Below are 18,777 nucleotides of genomic sequence, written 5' to 3' on the forward strand. Positions count from 1 at the left end.
GGCTGCTGCCCGCTCTCGCGCCGAATCAGTGCTAGACACGGGCGCATGGACGATGCGCTCGACGAAGGGCAGGGCGGCGGCACGGTCGAGGTGCTGATCCCGCTCGGCCTCGACCAGGCCTATAGCTATGCCGTGCCGCCGGGGCTGACGCTCGCGCCGGGCGATGTCGTGCAGGTGCCGCTCGGCCCGCGCGAGACGGTCGGCGTCGTCTGGGAGCGTGGTTCCGGCCGCGGCGGCAACCTGAAGAAGGTCGTCGGCAAGCTCGACATGCCGCCGCTCGATCCGGCGCTGCGCAAGCTGGTCGACTGGGTCGCCTGGTACACGCTCGCCGCCAAGGGCTCGGTGCTGGCGCTGGCCTTGCGCCGCCCGCCCGACGATACGCCGGAGCGACCGAAGCTCGGCGTCAGGTTGGTAGGGGCGCCGCCGGCGCGGATGACGCCGGCCCGGGCGCGCGCCATGGCCGCCGCCGAGGGCGGGCTGCTGATCGGCAAGTCGGCGCTGGCCGAGGCGGCCTCGGTCAGCACCGCGGTGATCGATTCGCTCGTCGATGCCGGCACGTTTTCCGTAGAGCCCTTACCGCAGGAGGCGATCGCGGCGCGGCCCGATCCCGACCATGCCAGACCGCAGCTCTCGGACGACCAGCGGGCGGTCGGCGATGCGCTGGCCGAGCTTGTGCGCAAGCAATCCTGGCAGGTCGCGCTGCTCGAAGGCGTCACCGGCTCGGGCAAGACCGAGGTCTATTTCGAGGCCGTCGCCGAGGCGATCCGGCTCGGGCGCCAGAGCGTTATTCTGATGCCGGAGATCGCGCTCACCGCGCAGTTCATCGACCGTTTCGAGGCGCGCTTCGGCGTGCGGCCGGGCCTGTGGCATTCCGCCGTGAGCGGGAGGAGGCGCGAGCGCCTGCAGGCGGCGATCGCCAAGGGTGAGGCGCTGGTGGTGGCGGGCGCGCGCTCGGCGCTGTTCCTGCCCTACCGGGATCTCGGCCTGATCATCGTCGATGAGGAGCACGAGGCCGCCTACAAGCAGGAGGATGGCGTCGCCTATCATGCCCGGGACATGGCGGTGGTGCGTGGCAAGATCGAGAACGCGCCGGTCGTGCTGGCCTCGGCGACGCCTTCGCTCGAAACCCGCGTCAATGCCGAGCGCGGCCGCTACACCCATCTCAAGCTGCCGGAGCGCTATGGCGGGCGCGAATTGCCGACACTTGGCCTGGTCGACCTGCGCAAGGACAAGCCGGAGCGGGGACGCTGGCTCTCCACAGGCCTGATCAAGGCGGTCGAGGCCAATCTCGAGGCGAAGGAGCAGTCACTGCTCTTCCTCAATCGGCGCGGCTATGCCCCGCTGACGCTCTGCCGCGATTGCGGCCATCGCTTCCAGTGCAAGAACTGCTCGGCCTGGCTGGTTGACCACCGTTTCCGGAGGGCGCTGGTCTGCCATCATTGCGGTCATGTCGAGCGAAGGCCGCATGAATGCCCGGCCTGTCATCAGCCCGAAAGCCTCGTCGCTTGCGGACCGGGCGTCGAACGTCTCGCCGAAGAGGTTGCGACCCTGTTCCCGCAGGCGCGCTCGATCGTGCTGTCGAGCGATTTTCCGGGTGGCACCGAGCGCCTGAAGCAGGAGCTGATGGCGGTCGCTGAAGGTGAGTTCGACATCGTCATCGGCACGCAGCTCGTCGCCAAGGGCCACAATTTCCCGGGAATGACGCTGGTCGGAGTGATCGACGCCGATCTCGGTCTGACCTCGGGCGACCCGCGTGCGGCCGAGCGCACTTTCCAGGTACTGCGGCAGGTCACTGGCCGGGCCGGGCGCGGCGAGAAGCCGGGGCGGGCGCTGCTGCAGACGCACGATCCGGGCCATCCGGTGCTGAAAGCGCTGATCTCCGGCGATCCCGAGCGCTTCTATGCCGCCGAGACGGCGTCGCGGGAGGCAGCGGGCCTGCCGCCCTTCGGCCGTCTCGCGGCGCTGATCGTCTCGGCCAATGCGCAAGCCGAGGCCGAGACACATGCGCGGGCGCTGGCCCGCTGCGCCGAGGCGCCAGCCGGCGTCGCCGTCCTCGGGCCAGCAGAGGCGCCGCTCGCGATCTTGCGCGGGCGTCACCGCATGCGGCTGATCGTCAGGACTTCACGCGAGATCAACCTGCAGGATTACCTGCGCGCCTGGCTGAAGCGCGCGCCGCGGCCGAAGGGCTCGGTCAGGGTCGCGGTCGATGTCGATCCGCAAAGCTTCCTTTAGCCGAATTCGTGCTGTGCGGGTGTGCTGGCCGCCGCGCACTGCGCCGGCTGCTTCTTTCGACCGCATCCAAAGCATGAGAGGCGGGTACTTCGTCGGTTGCGCCCCCCGAAACCCCATGCTATCGCACCGCCGCAATCCAAGCGCCGAAAGCCCTGGAACAGGTTTGTCGTGCGCTTGATCACCGCAGCGTCGGGGATATGCACTCCACCTTCGTCAGAAGGTCGCCGGAGCAGTCCCCTGGAAGAGAGAGCGAGAGCGTGGCCGAGGGCGGATCGCAGGAACAATCCCCTGTCTCGGGCGTGGCCGAGCGCTATGCGACGGCTCTGTTCGAACTGGCCAGTGAGGCCAAGACGGTCGACGCCGTCGCCAAGGATCTCGACACCTTCAGCGCGATGATCGCCGAGAGCGACGATCTCAAGCGCCTGATCGGAAGCCCCGCCTTCTCCACCCAGGATCAGGTTTCCGCCGTCGCCGCGCTCACCGCCAAGGCCGGCATCTCCGGCAGTGCCGCCAACTTCATCGGCTTCGTCGCCAGCAAGCGCCGCCTGTTCGCGCTGCCGGGCATGATCCGCGCCTTCCGCGCCAAGGTCGCCGAAGCCAAGGGCGTGGTCAGCGCCGAGGTCACGCTCGCCGAGCAGCCCTCGGCCACCCAGCTCAAGGACATCGCCGCGACCCTCAAGGATGTCGCCGGCAAGGATGTCGACGTTTCCGTGAAGGTCGACCCGGCCATCATCGGCGGCCTCATCGTCAAGATGGGTTCGCGGATGGTCGATGCGTCCCTGAAAACCAAGCTCAATTCTATTCGTCTTGCCATGAAAGAGGTCGGCTGATGGACATCCGCGCCGCTGAAATCTCCGCTATTCTGAAGTCGCAGATCTCGAACTTCGGCTCGGAAGCCTCGGTTACCGAGGTCGGTCAGGTTCTCTCCGTCGGCGACGGCATCGCCCGCGTCTACGGCCTCGACAAGGTCCAGGCCGGTGAGATGGTCGAGTTCGAGTCGGGCGTGCGCGGCATGGCCCTCAACCTCGAGAGCGACAATGTCGGCGTCGTGATCTTCGGCTCCGACCGCGAGATCAAGGAAGGCCAGACCGTCAAGCGCACCGGCGCCATCGTCGACGTGCCGGTCGGCAAGGAAATGCTGGGCCGCGTCGTCGACGCGCTCGGCAACCCGATCGACGGCAAGGGCCCGATCAAGACCAAGGCCCGTTCGCGCGTCGACGTGAAGGCGCCCGGCATCATCCCGCGCAAGTCGGTGCACGAGCCGATGGCGACCGGCCTCAAGGCGATCGACGCCCTGATCCCGATCGGCCGCGGCCAGCGCGAGCTGATCATCGGCGACCGCCAGACCGGCAAGACCGCAGTGGCGCTCGACACGATCCTGAACCAGAAGGCGATCAACGAAGGCACGGACGAGAGCCAGAAGCTCTACTGCGTCTATGTCGCGATCGGCCAGAAGCGCTCGACCGTCGCCCAGTTCGTGAAGGTGCTCGAAGAGCGCGGCGCGCTCGAGTACTCGATCGTCGTCGCGGCGACCGCCTCGGACGCCGCCCCGATGCAGTTCCTGGCGCCCTTCGCCGGCTGCGCCATGGGCGAGTATTTCCGCGACAACGGCATGCACGCCGTCATCATCTATGACGACCTCTCGAAGCAGGCCGTCGCCTATCGCCAGATGTCGCTGCTGCTGCGCCGCCCGCCGGGCCGCGAGGCCTATCCGGGCGACGTGTTCTATCTGCACTCCCGCCTGCTCGAGCGCGCCGCCAAGATGGGCGACGCTGCCGGCAACGGCTCGCTGACGGCGCTGCCGGTCATCGAGACCCAGGCCAACGACGTCTCGGCCTACATCCCGACCAACGTGATCTCGATCACCGACGGCCAGATCTTCCTCGAGACCGACCTGTTCTACCAGGGCATCCGCCCGGCGGTGAACGTCGGTCTCTCGGTGTCGCGCGTCGGCTCGGCCGCGCAGACCAAGGCGACCAAGAAGGTCGCGGGCAAGATCAAGGGCGAGCTCGCCCAGTATCGTGAGATGGCCGCTTTCGCCCAGTTCGGCTCCGACCTCGATGCCGTCACGCAGCGCCTGCTCAACCGCGGCGCCCGCCTGACCGAGCTCCTGAAGCAGGGCCAGTTCTCGCCGCTGAAGATGGAAGAGCAGACGGTCGTGATCTATGCCGGCGTCAACGGCTATCTCGATCCGCTGCCGGTCAACAAGGTCCGTGCCTTCGAGGACGGCCTGCTTTCGCTGGTGCGCGGCAAGCATGCCGACCTGCTGAGCGAGATCGGCTCGTCGAAGGACCTTTCGGATGCGAATGCGGCGAAGCTGAAGGGCATCGTCGAGGGCTACGCCAAGTCGTTCGCCTGACGAAGGTCATGGCCGGGCTTGCCCGGCCGGTCACGTCGTCGCTGTCGCGACGGCGTGGTGAGCGAGAATGAGGTTCAAATCGTGAATGGTCGGCTTATGGTCGGCCATGACGGGGTGAGAGCGCCAAATGCCGTCCTTGAAGGACCTTAGAAACCGCATCGCCTCGGTCAAGGCGACGCAGAAGATCACCAAGGCCATGCAGATGGTCGCGGCGGCTAAGCTGCGCCGGGCGCAGACGGCCGCCGAGGCTGCGCGTCCCTATGCCGAGCGCATGGAGGCGGTGCTGGCCAATCTCGCCGGCGGGCTCGCCAATGGCAGCGCGCCGCGCTTGATCGCCGGCACGGGCTCCGACAAGGTCCAGCTGCTCGTGGTCTGCACGGCCGAGCGCGGCCTGTGCGGCGCCTTCAATTCCTCGATCGCCCGTCTCGCCCGCGACAAGGCGAACGCGCTCAAGGCCGAGGGCAAGACCGTCAAGATCATCTGCGTCGGCAAGAAGGGCTTCGATATCCTGCGCAGGCAGTTCGCCGCCGACATCATCGAAGTCGTCGACCTGCGTGCCTTCAAGCAGCTCGGCTTCGCCAATGCCGAGACGATCGCGCAGAACATCCTGACGCGCTTCGCCAATGGCGAGTTCGATGTCGCGACGCTGTTCTTCTCGAAGTTCAAGTCAGTGATCTCGCAGATTCCGACCGCGCAGCAGATCATTCCGGCCGAGATTCCGGCCGGCGCCAAGACGACCGACGCGGTCTACGACTACGAGCCGGAAGAGAGCGAGATTCTCGAGACGCTGCTGCCGCGCAACCTCACGGTGCAGGTGCTGCGGGCGATCCTGGAGAACGCCGCCTCCGAGCAGGGCGCGCGCATGTCGGCGATGGACTCCGCCACGCGCAACGCCGGCGAGATGATCAAGAAGCAGACGCAGCTCTACAACCGCTCGCGCCAGGCGATGATCACCAAGGAACTGATCGAGATCATCTCCGGCGCGGAAGCGCTCTAACCGCCTAATTTCAGGCCGGCGTGCCGGCCATCCGACACGCTGAACGCGAATCCGAGGTTCGAACCATGGCCAAAGCCGCTACCAAGACCAAGACCGCCGACAAGTCCGCCAACACCGGCACCGGCCGCGTCGCCCAGGTCATCGGCGCCGTCGTCGACGTGCAGTTCGACGGCGTGCTGCCGGAGATCCTGAACGCGCTCGAGACCGACAACCTCGGCAATCGCCTCGTCCTCGAGGTTGCCCAGCACCTCGGCGAGAACACGGTCCGCACCATCGCCATGGACTCGACCGAAGGTCTGGTCCGCGGCCAGGCGGTGACCGACACTGGCGCCCCGATCGCGGTTCCGGTCGGCGACGAGTGCCTCGGCCGCATCATGAACGTCATCGGCGAGCCGGTCGATGAAGCCGGTCCGATCAAGACCTCGGGCACCCGCGGCATCCACCAGCCGGCTCCGTCCTATGCCGAGCAGGCGACGGAAGCGCAGATCCTGGTCACCGGCATCAAGGTCGTCGATCTCCTGGCGCCTTACGCCAAGGGCGGCAAGATCGGCCTGTTCGGCGGCGCCGGTGTCGGCAAGACCGTTCTGATCATGGAGCTGATCAACAACGTCGCGAAGGCCCACGGTGGTTATTCGGTGTTCGCCGGCGTCGGCGAGCGCACCCGCGAGGGCAACGACCTCTATCACGAGATGATCGAGTCGGGCGTGAACAAGAAGGGCGGCGGCGAAGGCTCGAAGTGCGCGCTCGTCTACGGCCAGATGAACGAGCCTCCGGGCGCCCGCATGCGCGTCGCCTTGTCCGGCCTGACCGTCGCGGAAGACTTCCGCGACCGCGGCCAGGACGTGCTGTTCTTCGTCGACAACATCTTCCGCTTCACCCAGGCCGGCTCGGAAGTGTCGGCGCTGCTCGGCCGCATTCCGTCGGCGGTGGGCTATCAGCCCACGCTCGCCACGGACATGGGCAACCTGCAGGAGCGGATCACCACCACCAACAAGGGCTCGATCACTTCGGTGCAGGCGATCTACGTGCCGGCCGACGACTTGACCGACCCGGCGCCCGCGACCTCCTTCGCCCACCTGGACGCCACGACCGTGCTTTCGCGCTCGATCGCGGAAAAGGGCATCTACCCGGCGGTCGACCCGCTCGACTCGACCTCGCGCATGCTCTCTGCCGCCATCGTCGGTGACGAGCACTACGGCGTCGCCCGTCAGGTCCAGCAGATCCTCCAGCGCTACAAGGCGCTGCAGGACATCATCGCGATCCTGGGCATGGACGAGCTCTCGGAAGAGGACAAGCTCGCCGTCGCCCGCGCCCGCAAGATCGAGCGCTTCCTGTCGCAGCCCTTCTTCGTCGCCGAAGTCTTCACCGGTTCGCCGGGCAAGCTCGTCGCGCTCGAAGACACGATCAAGGGCTTCAAGGGCCTGGTCGAGGGCAAGTACGATCACCTGCCGGAAGCCGCCTTCTACATGGTCGGCTCGATCGACGAAGCCATCGAGAAGGCTCAGCGCCTGGCCGCCGAAGCGGCCTAAGGCTGCCGACTCGCGTCATTAAGGTCGTCATTCTCGGGCTTGTCCCGAGAATCTCTCGACCAGAGGGCGCTGGTTTCCGAGATGGTCGGGTCAAGCCCGACCATGACGAGCCGAGGAAAGAGATACGATGGCCACCTTCACATTCGAACTCGTCTCGCCGGAGCGCATCCTGTTCTCGGGTGATGCCGTCAGCGTCATCGTGCCGTCGGTCGAAGGCGAGATGACCGTGCTCGCCGGTCATGCGCCGGTCGTCGCCGTGCTGAAGCCGGGCATCGTCCTGGTCCAGACCGGCGCCAGCAACGGCAAGGAATTCTTCGTCTCGGGCGGTCTCGCCGAGGTCAACGCGACGAGCGTGACGATCCTGGCCGAGCAGGCCCGTTTCATCGAGGACGTCGACAACGCCGTGCTCGATCAGGAAATCCTGACCGCCGAGACCCGCCATGCAGGCTCGCATGACGAGGCCGAGAAGAAGCGCCTGCACGATCAGCTCGTGCAGCTGCGCGAGTTCAAGGGCGTGTTCGAGCAGCGCAAGGCCGCCTGAGCCGCCTGTCGCTTCGGAAGAATTGGAAAGGGCCGGAGCTTCCTCCCGGCCCTTTTTTGCATCTGCACTCTGTCGGGTCGGTCAGGCAGCGATCGCCTCGGCCAGCGCGACGACCCGCTTGGCCATTTCGGCATGCAGGCGCTCGACCATGCGGCCGTCGAGCTGAATTGCACCCTTGTCGGCGTTCTCGGGCTCGGAGAAGGCGGAGATGATGGCGCGGGCGCGGGTCAGCTCGCTTTCTTCAGGCGCGAAGACGGTGTTCGCCAACGCGACTTGGTTGGGATGGATCAGGGTCTTGCCGTCGAAGCCGAGATCGCGCCCCTGCTCGCATTCGGCCTTGAAGCCGGCCTCGTCCTTGAGATCGTTGTAGACGCCGTCGATGACGTCGACGCCATGGGCGCGGGCGGCGAGGATCGCCGTGGTCAGCCAGGGCAGCATCGGTGCACGGCCGGGCACAAAGCGGGCCCGCGTCTCCTTGGCGAGATCGTTGGTGCCGAGGACGAAGCAGGCGAGGCGTGTTGAGGGATCGCGGGCAGCACTGGCGATCTTCTCGCAATCAAGGATGGCGAGAGGCGTTTCGATCATCGCCCAGATCTGCGTTTCCGGCTTGGCCCAAAGTCCGGTCAGGCGGTGGCCGATCTCGATGAGCGTCTCGGGCGAAGAAACCTTCGGGATCAGGATCGCGTCGGGCGCGGCTTCGGTGGCGGCGGCGAGGTCTGCGTCGAACCAAGGCGTGTCGATGCCGTTGGTACGGATGACGAGCTCGCGCCGGCCATAGCCGCCGGCCTTCACCGCGGCGCAGACCTGCTCGCGTGCCAGCTCCTTGGCATCCGGAGCGACCGCGTCCTCGAGGTCGAGGATCAGCGCGTCGGCGGCGATCTCGCGGGCCTTCTCCAGCGCGCGGGCATTGGAGCCCGGCATATAGAGGACGCTGCGGCGCGGACGGATGTCAGTCATAGTGTCTCTCCGGATTGAGGGTCGCCGGGTTCGCTGCAGTGCACAGTAGATCGCGCCGCAATGCAATGTCAGTTCTGCAAAAGATGGATGACAGACTGGTGAAGGGCTGGATTGCGGGTGTCGACGGCTGCAAGGCGGGTTGGATCGCGGCCTTCGCCGACCAGGTGGGGCAGGAGCCGCCCTTCTTCCGCATCTTCCAGCGCTGGACCGATTTGCTTGCCGGCTCGCCTGTGCCGGCCCTGATTGCGGTGGACATGCCGATCGGGCTGCCGGACCGGATCATCGACTCGGGGCGTGGGCCGGAGCAGGCGGTGCGGGCGCTGCTTGGCGAGCGGCAATCCTCGGTGTTCTCGATCCCCTCGCGCAGCGCGGTCCAGGCGGAGGACTATGGCGAGGTCTGCGGCCTGGCGCTGGCGACCTCGGAGCCGCCGCGCAAGGTTTCCAAACAGGGCTTCCATCTCTTCCCGCGCATCCGCGAGATCGATGCGCTGCTGCGGACCGAACCGGAATGGCGGGAGCGCATCTTCGAAACGCATCCGGAACTCGCCTTTCGGACCATGCGCGGCGCGCCTCTCGTGCATCCCAAGAAGATCAAGGGCGTCGTCAACCCGGCCGGGATGGCCGAGCGCCGCGCCTTGCTGCTGACGGCCGGGCTGCCGGAGGGAATCGTCCAAGCGAAACCGCCGCGCGGCGCTGCGGCCGACGATGCGCTCGATGCGCTTGCGGCGTTGGTCGTCGCCCGGCACATTGCCGCCGGGCGCGGCAAGCCCTTCCCCGATCCACCGGGACGCGATAGCCAAGGCCTACCTATCGCGATCTGGACCTATGTCGCGGATCGCTCCCTCGTCCAGGATCCCACCATGACAGAGAAGCCCGTGCCGCGCCCGATGATCGAGGCCGCGGCTGATCGTATTGCCGGCCATGCCCGCACCACCCCGGTGATGCGGCTTGGCACCGGCGCCTTCGGCTCGCGCGCCGACGTCTCGCTCAAGCTCGAATGTTTGCAGCATGCCGGCTCGTTCAAGACACGCGGCGCCTTCAACAACCTGCTCTCGCTGGATGTGCCCGCTGCCGGCGTCGCCGCGGCCTCCGGCGGCAATCATGGCGCTGCCGTCGCCTATGCGGCCGGCAAGCGCGGCGTGAAGGCGACGATCTTCGTGCCGGAGATCTCGCCGGCGGCGAAGATCGAGGCGATCCGCCGCTTCGGCGCCGAGGTCCGGATCGGCGGCGCGCAATATGATGACGCCCAGGCCGCCTGCGACAAGTTCGTGGCCGAGACCGGCGCGCTGAAGATCCATCCCTTCTCGGCCAAGGAGACGGTTGCCGGCCAGGGCACGCTCGGCCGCGAATGGCAGAGCCAGGAGCCCGATCTCGACACCGTCCTCGTCGCGGTCGGTGGCGGCGGGCTGATCTCAGGCATTGCCGCCTGGTTCGCTGGTACGAGCATCAAGGTCGTTGGCGTCGAGCCGGAGGGTTCGCGGGCGCTGCAAGCCGCGCTCGAAGCGAAGGCGCCAGTGACGGTGACGGTCGCTTCTGTCGCGGCGGATTCGCTCGGTGCCCGCAATGTCGGGCAACTGGTCTATGATGTCTGTGAAGGTACGGTCGACCATGTCGCGCTGGTGCCGGATGCGGCGATCACCGAGGCGCAGCGCGTGCTCTGGCGCGATTTCCGGCTGGCGGTCGAACCCGGCGGTGCTGCTGCGCTGGGTGCGTTGATCAGCGGCTCCTACAAGCCGCAGCCCGGCGAGCGCCTCGGTGTCCTCGTCTGCGGTGCCAATATCGATCTGACGAAGCTGGTTGAGATCACGGCATGACGAAGCGGGGCATAGCGAAGGGTGGCAAGGCGGTCTATGGCGCGCCGCTTGGCGTGCTGATGCTGGAGGCGCGCTTTCCGCGCATCCTCGGCGACATGGGCAATGCCGCGACCTGGCCCTTCCCGGTGCTCTATCGCGTGGTTTCGGGCGCGAGCCCGGAGAAGGTGGTGCTGAAGGGCGCGGCCGGGCTGCTCCCAGACTTCATCGCGGCGGCGCAGGAGCTGGTCCGGCTCGGCGCCGAGGCGATCACCACCAATTGCGGTTTCCTCTCGCTGTTTCAGCAGGAGCTCGCGGCTGCCGTTGGCGTGCCGGTCGCGACCTCCTCGCTGATGCAGGTGCCCTGGGTGCAGGCGACCTTGCCGCCCGGCAAGCGCGTCGGCCTCGTCACCGTCTCGGCCGCGACGCTGACGCCGCAGCACCTGACGGCGGTCGGCGTTCCCGCCGACATGCCGGTGACCGGCACCGAGAACGGCCGTGAATTCTTTCGCGTGCTGATCAAGGCCGAGAAGGAGGAGATGGACATCGATCTTGCCGAGCAGGACGTGGTCGAAGCGGCCCTGCGGCTGGTCGAGAAACACCCCGAGGTCGGCGCCATCGTGCTCGAATGCACCAACATGCCGCCCTATGCGGCGGCGGTGCAGGCGGCGACGGGGCTGCCGGTCTACGACATCTATTCGATGATCACCTGGTTCCATGCGGGCTTAAGGCCGCGCGACTTCCGGTAGTCATCGACTTCGGGGCAGCTTTACGGCGAGCCTCGCCGCGGCGCACAATGAAGGCCCGCCGCGAGAGCTAAGCCGATGTCCGACACGCCCAGCAAGACCAATCCCGGCCGCTTCTTCGAGGATTTCCGGCTCGGCGAGACGATTGTGCATGCGACGCCGCGCACGGTGACCGCCGGCGACGTCTCGCTCTACACCGCACTCTATGGGCCGCGCTTCGCCGTGCAGTCCTCAGATGCCTTCGCCAAGGCGGTCGGCTATCCGGCGGCTCCGGTCGACGATCTGCTCGTCTTCCACATCGTCTTCGGCAAGACGGTGCCGGACATCTCGCTCAATGCGGTCGCCAATCTCGGCTATGCTGATGGGCGCTTCCTCAAACCGGTCTTCCCCGGCGACACACTCTCGACGACGTCCGAGGTGATCGGACTGAAGCAGACCTCGGGCGGCGATGCCGGCATCGTCTATGTCCGCTCGATCGGCCGCAATCAGAACGCCGAGATCGTGCTGAGCTATGCCCGCTGGGTGCTGGTGCGCAAGCGCCAGCCAGGCACTCCCGCCGCCTTCGAGCTGGTGCCGGAATTGCCGAAGAGCGTCGCCCCGGAGGCGCTCGGTGAAGGCTGCCCGCCGCTGCATCTGGCAGCCTATGACGACGCACTCGCCGGCTCGCCCTTCCGCTGGGGCGACTACCGGGCGGGCGAGCGCATCGACCATGTCGACGGCATGACCGTCGAGGAGGCGGAGCACCAGATTGCCACCCGGCTCTACCAGAACACCGCCAAGGTGCATTTCGACGGTTATGGCGCGCGCGAGACCCGCTTCGGCAAGCGCTTGATCTATGGCGGCCACGTCATCAGTCTGGCGCGGGCCCTGTCCTTCAATGGGCTCGGCAACGCCTTCCATATCGCTGCGATCAATGCCGGGCGCCATGTCTCGCCGCTGTTCGCCGGCGATACCGTCTTCGCCTGGAGCGAAGTGCTCGAGGCAGCCGAACTGCCGGGCCGCGAGGATGTCGGGGCGCTGCGCCTGCGCCTCGTCGCGACCAAGAACCTGCCCTGCAACGAGCACCCGCTCAAGCATGGCGACCAGTATGCCGACGGCGTGATCCTCGACTTCGACTACTGGGCGCTGCTGCCGCGCTGACGCCGAGGGGAAACCTTACTGAGTGCCTTCGCCTGTCTTTTTGACGCTGACCTTGCCCTTGCCGTCGACCGTCGCCTCGTAGGTCAAGAGGTCGATGCGCTCCTCCTGCGAGATCGAGACGGTGAAGGAGGTCGTTGAATTCTGCTTGATCGCGCTGATCCCGCCGCCGCCGACCTGCTTATAGGTGCGGCTGATATCGGCGAGGATCGCCTCGATGATGCATTTGGAGCGTTCGATCGCGTTCATCTGGCAGCGCTTTCCTGTGGCGTGGGCGGGGCCGAGCAGGCCGGCCATTCCGCTCAGAACGAGAATGAGCATCGAAAGGTTTCGTGAGGTGGTTCGTGGCATGGCGGTCCAGCCGGGTTGAGTAAGCTTACTTGCGCAAGGGCCGGTGCGTGAGCATGGCATTGCTGGCGACCTCGGCGGGAATGCGCGGATAGATGCGCTGCATCTTGGCCTCCCAATCGGTCGCCGTCAGCACATTGCCCTTGCCGGAGAGCGCGACCATCGCCTTGCGCCAGGGCATGGCGTGGCTCAGGCGCAGCTGCATGCCCTGGCCCATGACGGAATACTTGTCGACGTCGGCGACGCCGTAGCAATTCGAGGCGTTGGTATCGCCGCCTGGCGGGCAATGCGCCTTGCCGATGTCGACATGGCCCAGCCCGAGCAGATGGCCGACCTCGTGGACATGAGCGCGCTGCATGATCGCCTTGCCCTTGCTGTTGGTGCCCTTCTGCACCGAGTTGGTGTCGAGGCTGTCATAGAGCTTGGCATGCGAGCCGAACCAGGTCTCGCTCTTGTGCAGCCGGACCACGTCAATGACGTGATGGTGGCCGCCGAGCGCGATGTCGCGATCCTCGATCTTCAGCAGGCACCAGATGTTGGGGCGGTATTTCGTGCCGTTCTTTTCGAGTTCGTAGACCGGGAAATTGTTGGACAGCCAGAACTTGCCGTTCCAGAAGCGAGCTGCGGTGTCGACAAAATTCTTCCGCCACAGATTCCAGCTGCCGACCGTCCATTTGACGATCTTGCGGGTCGGCGCGGTGGCGCGGCCATAGTCGTGGTAGGTGCCGTCGGCCGCTCCGCCGGCGGGATTGATCTGCCGGAAGCCGAGTTTGAGCGTCAGGGTCAACTCAGCATTGTTGTAGGGATCGCAAGTGTCGGTATTCAGTTCGGTGTCGAACTGTGGAAGGCTTATACCCAGTTTCATGGATGGTCCTCGCCCTGTGCGATACGGTCCTGAGGAAGGTGGCGAGCTGCGCTTGTCCGGCTTTAGGTGCTTTTCGCCGGCAGGCCTCCGGGCTGGTCGAGGATCAGGTAAAGTTACAGATTTGATTTTCTGTAACCGACCATTCGCTTGCCGCATTGCAGCACGAGGATGGTTTCGTTAGACAGCCATTCACTCTAGAACGATACCAAGCGATCTTCGCTTCGTGAGCTTGAAGGGTCGGGAGTTTCGAACTTGGCCGAGTCCAGACCGGCGGCGCGCCCGCTTTCTCCGCATCTGCAGATCTACCGCTGGTCCTGGACCATGGCGGCGTCGATCGCCCACCGCGCCACCGGCGTGGCTCTCTATGGCGGCACCCTGCTGATCGCGCTCTGGCTGATCGCGGCCGCGTCCGGCCCAGCCGCCTACGAAACTGCGCAGTGGATCGCGGGCTCGATCCTCGGCCGCCTCGTTCTGTTCGGCTACACCTTCGTGCTGCTGCATCATATGGTCGGCGGGCTCCGCCATTTCGTCTGGGATCTCGGCTACGGCTTCGACCCGCAGACCCGTATGAACCTGGCCAAGTACAACCTCGTCGCCTCCGGCGTGCTCACTGTGCTGGTCTGGCTCGTCGTCCTGACGCGCTGAGGAACACGAAGATGCTCTCCAACTCCTCGATGCGCACCCCGCTCGGCCGCGTCCGCGGCCTTGGTTCGGCGAAGTCCGGCACCGGCCATTTCTGGCTGCAGCGCGTCACGGGTGTCGCCAACGTCATCCTGACGCTCGCCTTCCTGTGCGTCGTCATCTCGCTGATCGGCAAGCCCTACGGCGCCGCCATCGCGACGCTGTCGAACCCGATCGTCGCCATCCTGATGCTTCTCTTCGTCATCTCCGGCGCGGTCCATATGCGCCTCGGCATGCAGGTCGTCATCGAGGACTACGTCCATCATGAGGGGCTGAAGCTCGTCGCCGTGATGGCCAACACCTTCTTTGCGATCGCCGTCGGCGCCGCCTGCGCCTTCGCGCTCCTGAAGATCTCGTTCGGAGGCTGATCATGGCGATCACCCGCGCCCGCCCCGTCCCGGCCTATACCGGCCAGGTCTACGCCATCACCGATCATACTTTCGACGTCGTCGTCGTCGGCGCCGGCGGCGCGGGCTTGCGCGCCACGGTCGGCTGCTCGCAGGCCGGCCTGCGTACCGCCTGCATCTCCAAGGTCTTCCCGACCCGCTCGCACACCGTCGCGGCCCAGGGCGGCGTCGCCGCCTCGCTCGGCAATATGGGCAAGGACACCTGGCAGTGGCACATGTACGACACCGTCAAGGGGTCGGACTGGCTCGGCGACCAGGACGCGATCGAGTATCTCGTGCGCAACGCGCCCGCCGCCGTCTACGAGCTCGAGCACTGGGGCGTGCCGTTCTCGCGCACCGAGAGCGGCAAGATCTACCAGCGCCCCTTCGGCGGCATGACCACCGATTTCGGCAACGGCCCGCCGGCCCAGCGCACCTGCGCCGCCGCCGACCGTACCGGCCACGCCATGCTGCACACGCTCTATGGCCAGGCGCTGCGCTACAACACCGAGTTCTTCATCGAGTACTTCGCCATCGACCTGATCATGGACGAGGACGGGCATTGCCGCGGCGTGCTCGCGCTCAAGCTCGATGACGGCACGCTGCACCGCTTCCGCTCGCAGCAGACGATCCTGGCGACCGGCGGCTATGGCCGCGCCTATTTCTCGGCGACCTCGGCCCATACCTGCACCGGCGACGGCGGCGGCATGGTGCTGCGCGCCGGCCTGCCGATGCAGGACATGGAGTTCGTGCAATTCCACCCGACCGGCATTTACGGCTCGGGCTGCCTGATCACCGAGGGCGCGCGCGGTGAGGGCGGCTATCTCACCAATTCCGAGGGCGAGCGCTTCATGGAGCGCTATGCGCCCAGCGCCAAGGACCTCGCCTCGCGCGACGTCGTCTCACGCTCGATGACGATGGAGGTCCGGGCCGGCCGCGGCGTCGGCAAGGACAAGGACCACATCTACCTGCACCTCGACCATCTCGACCCGAAGATCCTGCACGAGCGCCTGCCCGGCATTTCGGAGAGCGCCAAGATCTTCGCCGGCGTCGACGTCACCCGCGAGCCGATCCCGGTGATTCCGACGGTGCATTACAACATGGGCGGCATCCCCACGAACTTCCACGGTGAGGTGCTGACCAAGGTCGACGGCGATCCGGACCGGGTCGTGCCAGGCCTGATGGCGATCGGTGAAGCCGCCTGCGTCTCCGTGCACGGCGCCAACCGCCTCGGCTCAAACTCGCTGATCGACCTCGTCGTCTTCGGCCGTGCGGCGGGCCTGCGCTGCGCCGAGACCGTCAGGGCCGGCGAGAAGCAGCCGGAGCTGCCGGCGAACTCGGCCGATCTCTCGCTCACCCGCCTCGACAAGTACCGCAACGCCAAGGGCGGCACGCCGACGGCGGTGCTGCGCGACAAGATGCAGCGGATCATGCAGGCCAACTGCGCGGTCTACCGCACCGGCGAGACGCTGGAAGAGGGCCACAAGCTGATCCACGAGGTCTGGGGCGGCATCACCGACATCGGCACCACCGATCGCTCGCTGATCTGGAACTCGGACCTGATCGAGACGCTGGAGTTCGAGAACCTGATCACCCAGGCGGTCGTCACCATGGACTCGGCCCTGCAGCGTCCGGAGAGCCGTGGCGCCCATGCCCGCGAGGACTATCCGGACCGCGACGACAAGGACTGGATGAAGCACACGCTCGCCTGGATCGATGACGAGAAGCGCACGGTCACGCTCGATGACCGTCCGGTGCACACCTACACGCTCTCGAACGACATCGAATACATCAAGCCGAAGGCGCGGGTGTACTGAGGACGATCTGACAGATGGCCGAATTCACTCTTCCGCAGAACTCCCGCCTTACCGAGGGCAAGGCCTGGCCGAAGCCGGCTGCCGCCAAGAAGGTCACCGAGTTCAAGATCTATCGCTGGAATCCCGACGACACCGCCAACCCGCGCACCGACACCTATTATGTCGACCGCGAGGATTGCGGGCCGATGGTGCTCGACGCCCTGATCTGGATCAAGAACAAGGTCGACCCGACGCTGACCTTCCGGCGTTCCTGCCGCGAGGGCATTTGCGGTTCCTGCGCCATGAACATGGACGGCAAGAACGGCCTCGCCTGCACCACCGGCATCGACGAGTGCGGGGCCAAGGGCAAGGTCGCGATCTACCCGCTGCCGCATATGCCGGTGGTCAAGGACCTGGTTCCGGACCTGACCCGCTTCTACGCCCAGCACGCCTCGATCGAACCCTGGCTCAAGACGACGACGCCGGCGCCGGAAAAGGAGTGGTCGCAGGCCAAGGAGGACCGTGAAAAGCTCGACGGCCTCTATGAGTGCATCCTGTGCGCCTGCTGCTCGACCTCCTGCCCGAGCTATTGGTGGAACGGCGATCGCTATCTCGGCCCTGCGGCGCTGCTGCAGGCCTATCGCTGGCTGATCGACAGCCGCGACGAAGCCACCGGTGAGCGCCTCGATGATCTCGAGGACCCGTTCCGGCTCTATCGCTGCCACACGATCATGAACTGCGCCAATGCCTGCCCGAAGGGCCTCAACCCGGCCAAGGCGATCGCGGAAGTGAAGAAGATGATGGTGACCCGCCAGGTCTGAGGCGGTCTGAATCTACTGGCGCGGCCGTCTGACGTGACGGCCTGCGCTTCCGGCGGCTTTCCGCAATTCCGCCGCCGATTCCGCCGTTTTCGGCCCTCAATCGATCACGCCCGCGACAAGACGCCGCGCTCTCCTGCTGACGCTAAGTCACTGCATGAGGGCGAATCATGTCGCAAGAGCAAGAGCACCAGAACGAGAGCAAGCCTGAACCTCCGGCCTTTCCCGCCGGCATCAACCCGAGGCGGTTCGGGCGCAGTCCCGGCCTGAAATTCTTCGTCATCGGCTTTCTGGCATTGCTGCTGCTGATCCCGTTGATGTTCGTCTCCGGGCTGCGCAGCGAGCGCTCGGCAACCGCCAGTCAGGCGGCGCGCGAGATCGGCGAGGCCTGGGGCCGCGAGCAGATCGTCGGCGGGCCGGTGCTGATGGTGCCCTATCTAGTGCCGCCCAAGATCGCCAATGCCGCGCCGACGCGCGAGGTCGCGGTCTTCCTGCCGGACGACCTCCAGGCCAGCTCGGAAGCGCAGACCGAAATCCGGCGCCGCTCGATCTTCGACGTGCCGGTCTATCGCGGCAAGGTCACGCTGAACGCGCGCTTCCTGCCACCCGATTTCAAGGCGATCACCTCGGATACGGTACAGCCGCTCTGGAACGAGGCGGTGCTGGCCGTCGGGGTCGCCGATGTCCGCGGCTTGAAGAACCGCGCCACGGCTCAGATCCGTGATGGCGCAGTAATCGAGTTCGAGCCGACCTTCGGCGCCGGCATCCGCGAAGGCAACGGCATTCATGCCGCCTTGCGCGAGGTCGACCTGACCAAGCCACTCTCGGTCCAGGTCGCGCTCGATCTCAATGGCTCGCGCAGCTTGTCGATCGTGCCGCTGGCCAAGAACAGCGCGATCCGGATGAGCTCCAACTGGCAGCATCCGAGTTTTTCCGGCGCGCATCTGCCGGATGACCGGGTGATTGACGCCAACGGCTTTTCGGCCTCATGGCGGGTCTCGCATCTGGCGCGCAACCTGCCGCTGGCCTTCAGCCATGACAACCGGCGCACCGATGCGACCTTCCTCGCCGGCAGCGTCGGCGCGCGCTTCTACCAGCCTGTCGATCTCTACCAGCTGGTCGATCGCGCCATCAAATACGCGATCCTGTTCGTCGGGGCGGTCTTCCTCGCCGTGTTCGGGCTGGAGCTGGTGGCGCGCGATAACCTCCATGCCGTGCAGTACACGCTCGTCGGCTTCGCGCTGGTGCTGTTCTACGTGCTGCTGCTGTCGCTGGCGGAGCATCTCGGCTTCCTGACCGCCTATCTCGTCGCGGCAGCTGCGACGACGGCGCTGATCGCGCTCTATATCGGCCTCGTCCTGCGCAGTTTCGCACGCGGCGCGGTGCTTGGCCTGATCCTGACCACCGGCTACGGACTGGTCTACGCCCTACTGAAATCGGAGGATTTCGCCCTGCTCGCGGGGGCCATCGGCGCCTTCGTCGCGCTGGCGACGCTGATGCTGGCGACCGCTAGGGTCAACTGGTCAGGCCTTGGTGACAGCGTGGCGAAAACTGTCACCAGCGATCCGGCGCGGCCGACTGCGCCGGTATGACAC

At 66.3% G+C, this 18,777-nt stretch carries 17 protein-coding genes; 14 read left to right on the forward strand and 3 right to left on the reverse strand.

All coding sequences use genetic code 11. The annotated features are described in order from the left end of the window. The first annotated feature begins 45 nt into the window (after positions 1 to 45). The 6 genes from BLM15_RS22725 to BLM15_RS22750 all read left to right on the forward strand — a co-directional run bounded on the left by BLM15_RS22725 (position 46) and on the right by BLM15_RS22750 (position 7,658). Positions 46 to 2,232: a primosomal protein N' gene (locus tag BLM15_RS22725; RefSeq protein ID WP_126114891.1), complete on the forward strand. Its 2,187-nt coding sequence runs from the start codon at positions 46 to 48 to the stop codon at positions 2,230 to 2,232. Between the two features lie 257 nt (positions 2,233 to 2,489). Continuing rightward, positions 2,490 to 3,062, forward strand: coding sequence for a F0F1 ATP synthase subunit delta (locus BLM15_RS22730; protein ID WP_126114892.1), 573 nt, complete (start codon positions 2,490 to 2,492; stop codon positions 3,060 to 3,062). Continuing rightward, positions 3,062 to 4,591 carry a F0F1 ATP synthase subunit alpha gene (gene atpA / locus BLM15_RS22735; protein WP_126114893.1) on the forward strand — a complete coding sequence of 510 codons (1,530 nt, stop codon included), beginning with the start codon at positions 3,062 to 3,064 and terminating at the stop codon, positions 4,589 to 4,591. Before BLM15_RS22730 ends, atpA begins: the two co-directional genes overlap by 1 nt. Positions 4,592 to 4,718: 127 nt before the next feature. Beyond that, complete coding sequence (locus tag BLM15_RS22740; RefSeq protein ID WP_126114894.1) at positions 4,719 to 5,588, forward strand: F0F1 ATP synthase subunit gamma; 870 nt, start codon at positions 4,719 to 4,721, stop codon at positions 5,586 to 5,588. 65 nt (positions 5,589 to 5,653) lie between these two features. Further along, a complete protein-coding gene (atpD, locus tag BLM15_RS22745; RefSeq protein ID WP_126114895.1) occupies positions 5,654 to 7,117 on the forward strand; it encodes a F0F1 ATP synthase subunit beta in 1,464 nt (487 codons plus the stop codon). Between the two features lie 127 nt (positions 7,118 to 7,244). Further along, positions 7,245 to 7,658, forward strand: coding sequence for a F0F1 ATP synthase subunit epsilon (locus BLM15_RS22750; RefSeq protein ID WP_110489939.1), 414 nt, complete (start codon positions 7,245 to 7,247; stop codon positions 7,656 to 7,658). Positions 7,659 to 7,739: 81 nt separating this feature from the next. On the opposite strand, the gene BLM15_RS22755 is transcribed toward BLM15_RS22750, so the two are convergent. Further along, positions 7,740 to 8,615, reverse strand: a complete 876-nt coding sequence (locus BLM15_RS22755) for an HpcH/HpaI aldolase/citrate lyase family protein (protein WP_126114896.1) — start codon at positions 8,613 to 8,615, stop codon at positions 7,740 to 7,742. Between the two features lie 83 nt (positions 8,616 to 8,698). Here BLM15_RS22755 and BLM15_RS32245 point away from each other — a divergent pair, with 83 nt between their 5' ends. The 3 genes from BLM15_RS32245 (at position 8,699) to BLM15_RS22770 (ending at position 12,291) form a co-directional block, all read left to right on the forward strand. Continuing rightward, complete coding sequence (locus BLM15_RS32245; RefSeq protein WP_335904806.1) at positions 8,699 to 10,429, forward strand: serine/threonine dehydratase; 1,731 nt, start codon at positions 8,699 to 8,701, stop codon at positions 10,427 to 10,429. Further along, positions 10,426 to 11,154, forward strand: coding sequence for an aspartate/glutamate racemase family protein (locus BLM15_RS22765; protein ID WP_126114898.1), 729 nt, complete (start codon positions 10,426 to 10,428; stop codon positions 11,152 to 11,154). The genes BLM15_RS32245 and BLM15_RS22765 overlap by 4 nt, the downstream gene beginning before the upstream one ends. A 75-nt stretch (positions 11,155 to 11,229) precedes the next feature. Next, the gene (locus BLM15_RS22770; RefSeq protein WP_126114899.1) at positions 11,230 to 12,291 is read left to right on the forward strand and encodes a MaoC family dehydratase; all 1,062 of its coding nucleotides are present in this window, start codon (positions 11,230 to 11,232) and stop codon (positions 12,289 to 12,291) included. Between the two features lie 15 nt (positions 12,292 to 12,306). Here the strand turns inward: BLM15_RS22770 and BLM15_RS22775 are convergent, their stop codons facing one another. Both BLM15_RS22775 and BLM15_RS22780 read right to left on the reverse strand, forming a co-directional pair. Continuing rightward, positions 12,307 to 12,609, reverse strand: coding sequence for a hypothetical protein (locus BLM15_RS22775; protein ID WP_126114900.1), 303 nt, complete (start codon positions 12,607 to 12,609; stop codon positions 12,307 to 12,309). A gap of 55 nt (positions 12,610 to 12,664) precedes the next feature. Further along, positions 12,665 to 13,501: a zinc metalloprotease gene (locus tag BLM15_RS22780; protein WP_126114901.1), complete on the reverse strand. Its 837-nt coding sequence runs from the start codon at positions 13,499 to 13,501 to the stop codon at positions 12,665 to 12,667. Between the two features lie 252 nt (positions 13,502 to 13,753). On the opposite strand from BLM15_RS22780, the gene sdhC reads away from it, so the two are divergent. From sdhC to creD, 5 genes are all read left to right on the forward strand, one after another. Then, the gene (gene sdhC / locus BLM15_RS22785) at positions 13,754 to 14,146 is read left to right on the forward strand and encodes a succinate dehydrogenase, cytochrome b556 subunit (RefSeq protein WP_126114902.1); all 393 of its coding nucleotides are present in this window, start codon (positions 13,754 to 13,756) and stop codon (positions 14,144 to 14,146) included. Positions 14,147 to 14,157: 11 nt separating this feature from the next. Further along, complete coding sequence (gene sdhD / locus BLM15_RS22790; protein WP_236846383.1) at positions 14,158 to 14,550, forward strand: succinate dehydrogenase, hydrophobic membrane anchor protein; 393 nt, start codon at positions 14,158 to 14,160, stop codon at positions 14,548 to 14,550. A gap of 2 nt (positions 14,551 to 14,552) precedes the next feature. Further along, positions 14,553 to 16,385 (forward strand): succinate dehydrogenase flavoprotein subunit, encoded by a 1,833-nt coding sequence (sdhA, locus tag BLM15_RS22795; protein WP_126114903.1) that lies wholly within the window; start codon positions 14,553 to 14,555, stop codon positions 16,383 to 16,385. A gap of 14 nt (positions 16,386 to 16,399) precedes the next feature. Then, entirely contained in the window at positions 16,400 to 17,185 is a 786-nt protein-coding gene (locus BLM15_RS22800; protein ID WP_126114904.1) for a succinate dehydrogenase iron-sulfur subunit, read from the forward strand. Between the two features lie 167 nt (positions 17,186 to 17,352). Further along, positions 17,353 to 18,774, forward strand: coding sequence for a cell envelope integrity protein CreD (gene creD, locus BLM15_RS22805; protein ID WP_126114905.1), 1,422 nt, complete (start codon positions 17,353 to 17,355; stop codon positions 18,772 to 18,774). Positions 18,775 to 18,777 lie beyond the last annotated feature (3 nt).

It is taken from the genome of Bosea sp. Tri-49, assembly GCF_003952665.1.
GTDB lineage: Bacteria > Pseudomonadota > Alphaproteobacteria > Rhizobiales > Beijerinckiaceae > Allobosea.

Coding starts and splice junctions, on each gene's coding strand:
- BLM15_RS22780 (WP_126114901.1), bottom strand. CDS start 13,501: ATGAAACTGGGTATAAGCCTTCCACAGTTCGACACCGAACTGAATACC.
- BLM15_RS22755 (WP_126114896.1), bottom strand. CDS start 8,615: ATGACTGACATCCGTCCGCGCCGCAGCGTCCTCTATATGCCGGGCTCC.
- atpA (WP_126114893.1), top strand. CDS start 3,062: ATGGACATCCGCGCCGCTGAAATCTCCGCTATTCTGAAGTCGCAGATC.
- BLM15_RS22740 (WP_126114894.1), top strand. CDS start 4,719: ATGCCGTCCTTGAAGGACCTTAGAAACCGCATCGCCTCGGTCAAGGCG.
- creD (WP_126114905.1), top strand. CDS start 17,353: ATGTCGCAAGAGCAAGAGCACCAGAACGAGAGCAAGCCTGAACCTCCG.
- BLM15_RS22725 (WP_126114891.1), top strand. CDS start 46: ATGGACGATGCGCTCGACGAAGGGCAGGGCGGCGGCACGGTCGAGGTG.
- sdhD (WP_236846383.1), top strand. CDS start 14,158: ATGCTCTCCAACTCCTCGATGCGCACCCCGCTCGGCCGCGTCCGCGGC.
- BLM15_RS22775 (WP_126114900.1), bottom strand. CDS start 12,609: ATGCTCATTCTCGTTCTGAGCGGAATGGCCGGCCTGCTCGGCCCCGCC.
- atpD (WP_126114895.1), top strand. CDS start 5,654: ATGGCCAAAGCCGCTACCAAGACCAAGACCGCCGACAAGTCCGCCAAC.
- sdhA (WP_126114903.1), top strand. CDS start 14,553: ATGGCGATCACCCGCGCCCGCCCCGTCCCGGCCTATACCGGCCAGGTC.
- BLM15_RS32245 (WP_335904806.1), top strand. CDS start 8,699: ATGGATGACAGACTGGTGAAGGGCTGGATTGCGGGTGTCGACGGCTGC.
- BLM15_RS22770 (WP_126114899.1), top strand. CDS start 11,230: ATGTCCGACACGCCCAGCAAGACCAATCCCGGCCGCTTCTTCGAGGAT.
- BLM15_RS22765 (WP_126114898.1), top strand. CDS start 10,426: ATGACGAAGCGGGGCATAGCGAAGGGTGGCAAGGCGGTCTATGGCGCG.
- BLM15_RS22750 (WP_110489939.1), top strand. CDS start 7,245: ATGGCCACCTTCACATTCGAACTCGTCTCGCCGGAGCGCATCCTGTTC.
- BLM15_RS22800 (WP_126114904.1), top strand. CDS start 16,400: ATGGCCGAATTCACTCTTCCGCAGAACTCCCGCCTTACCGAGGGCAAG.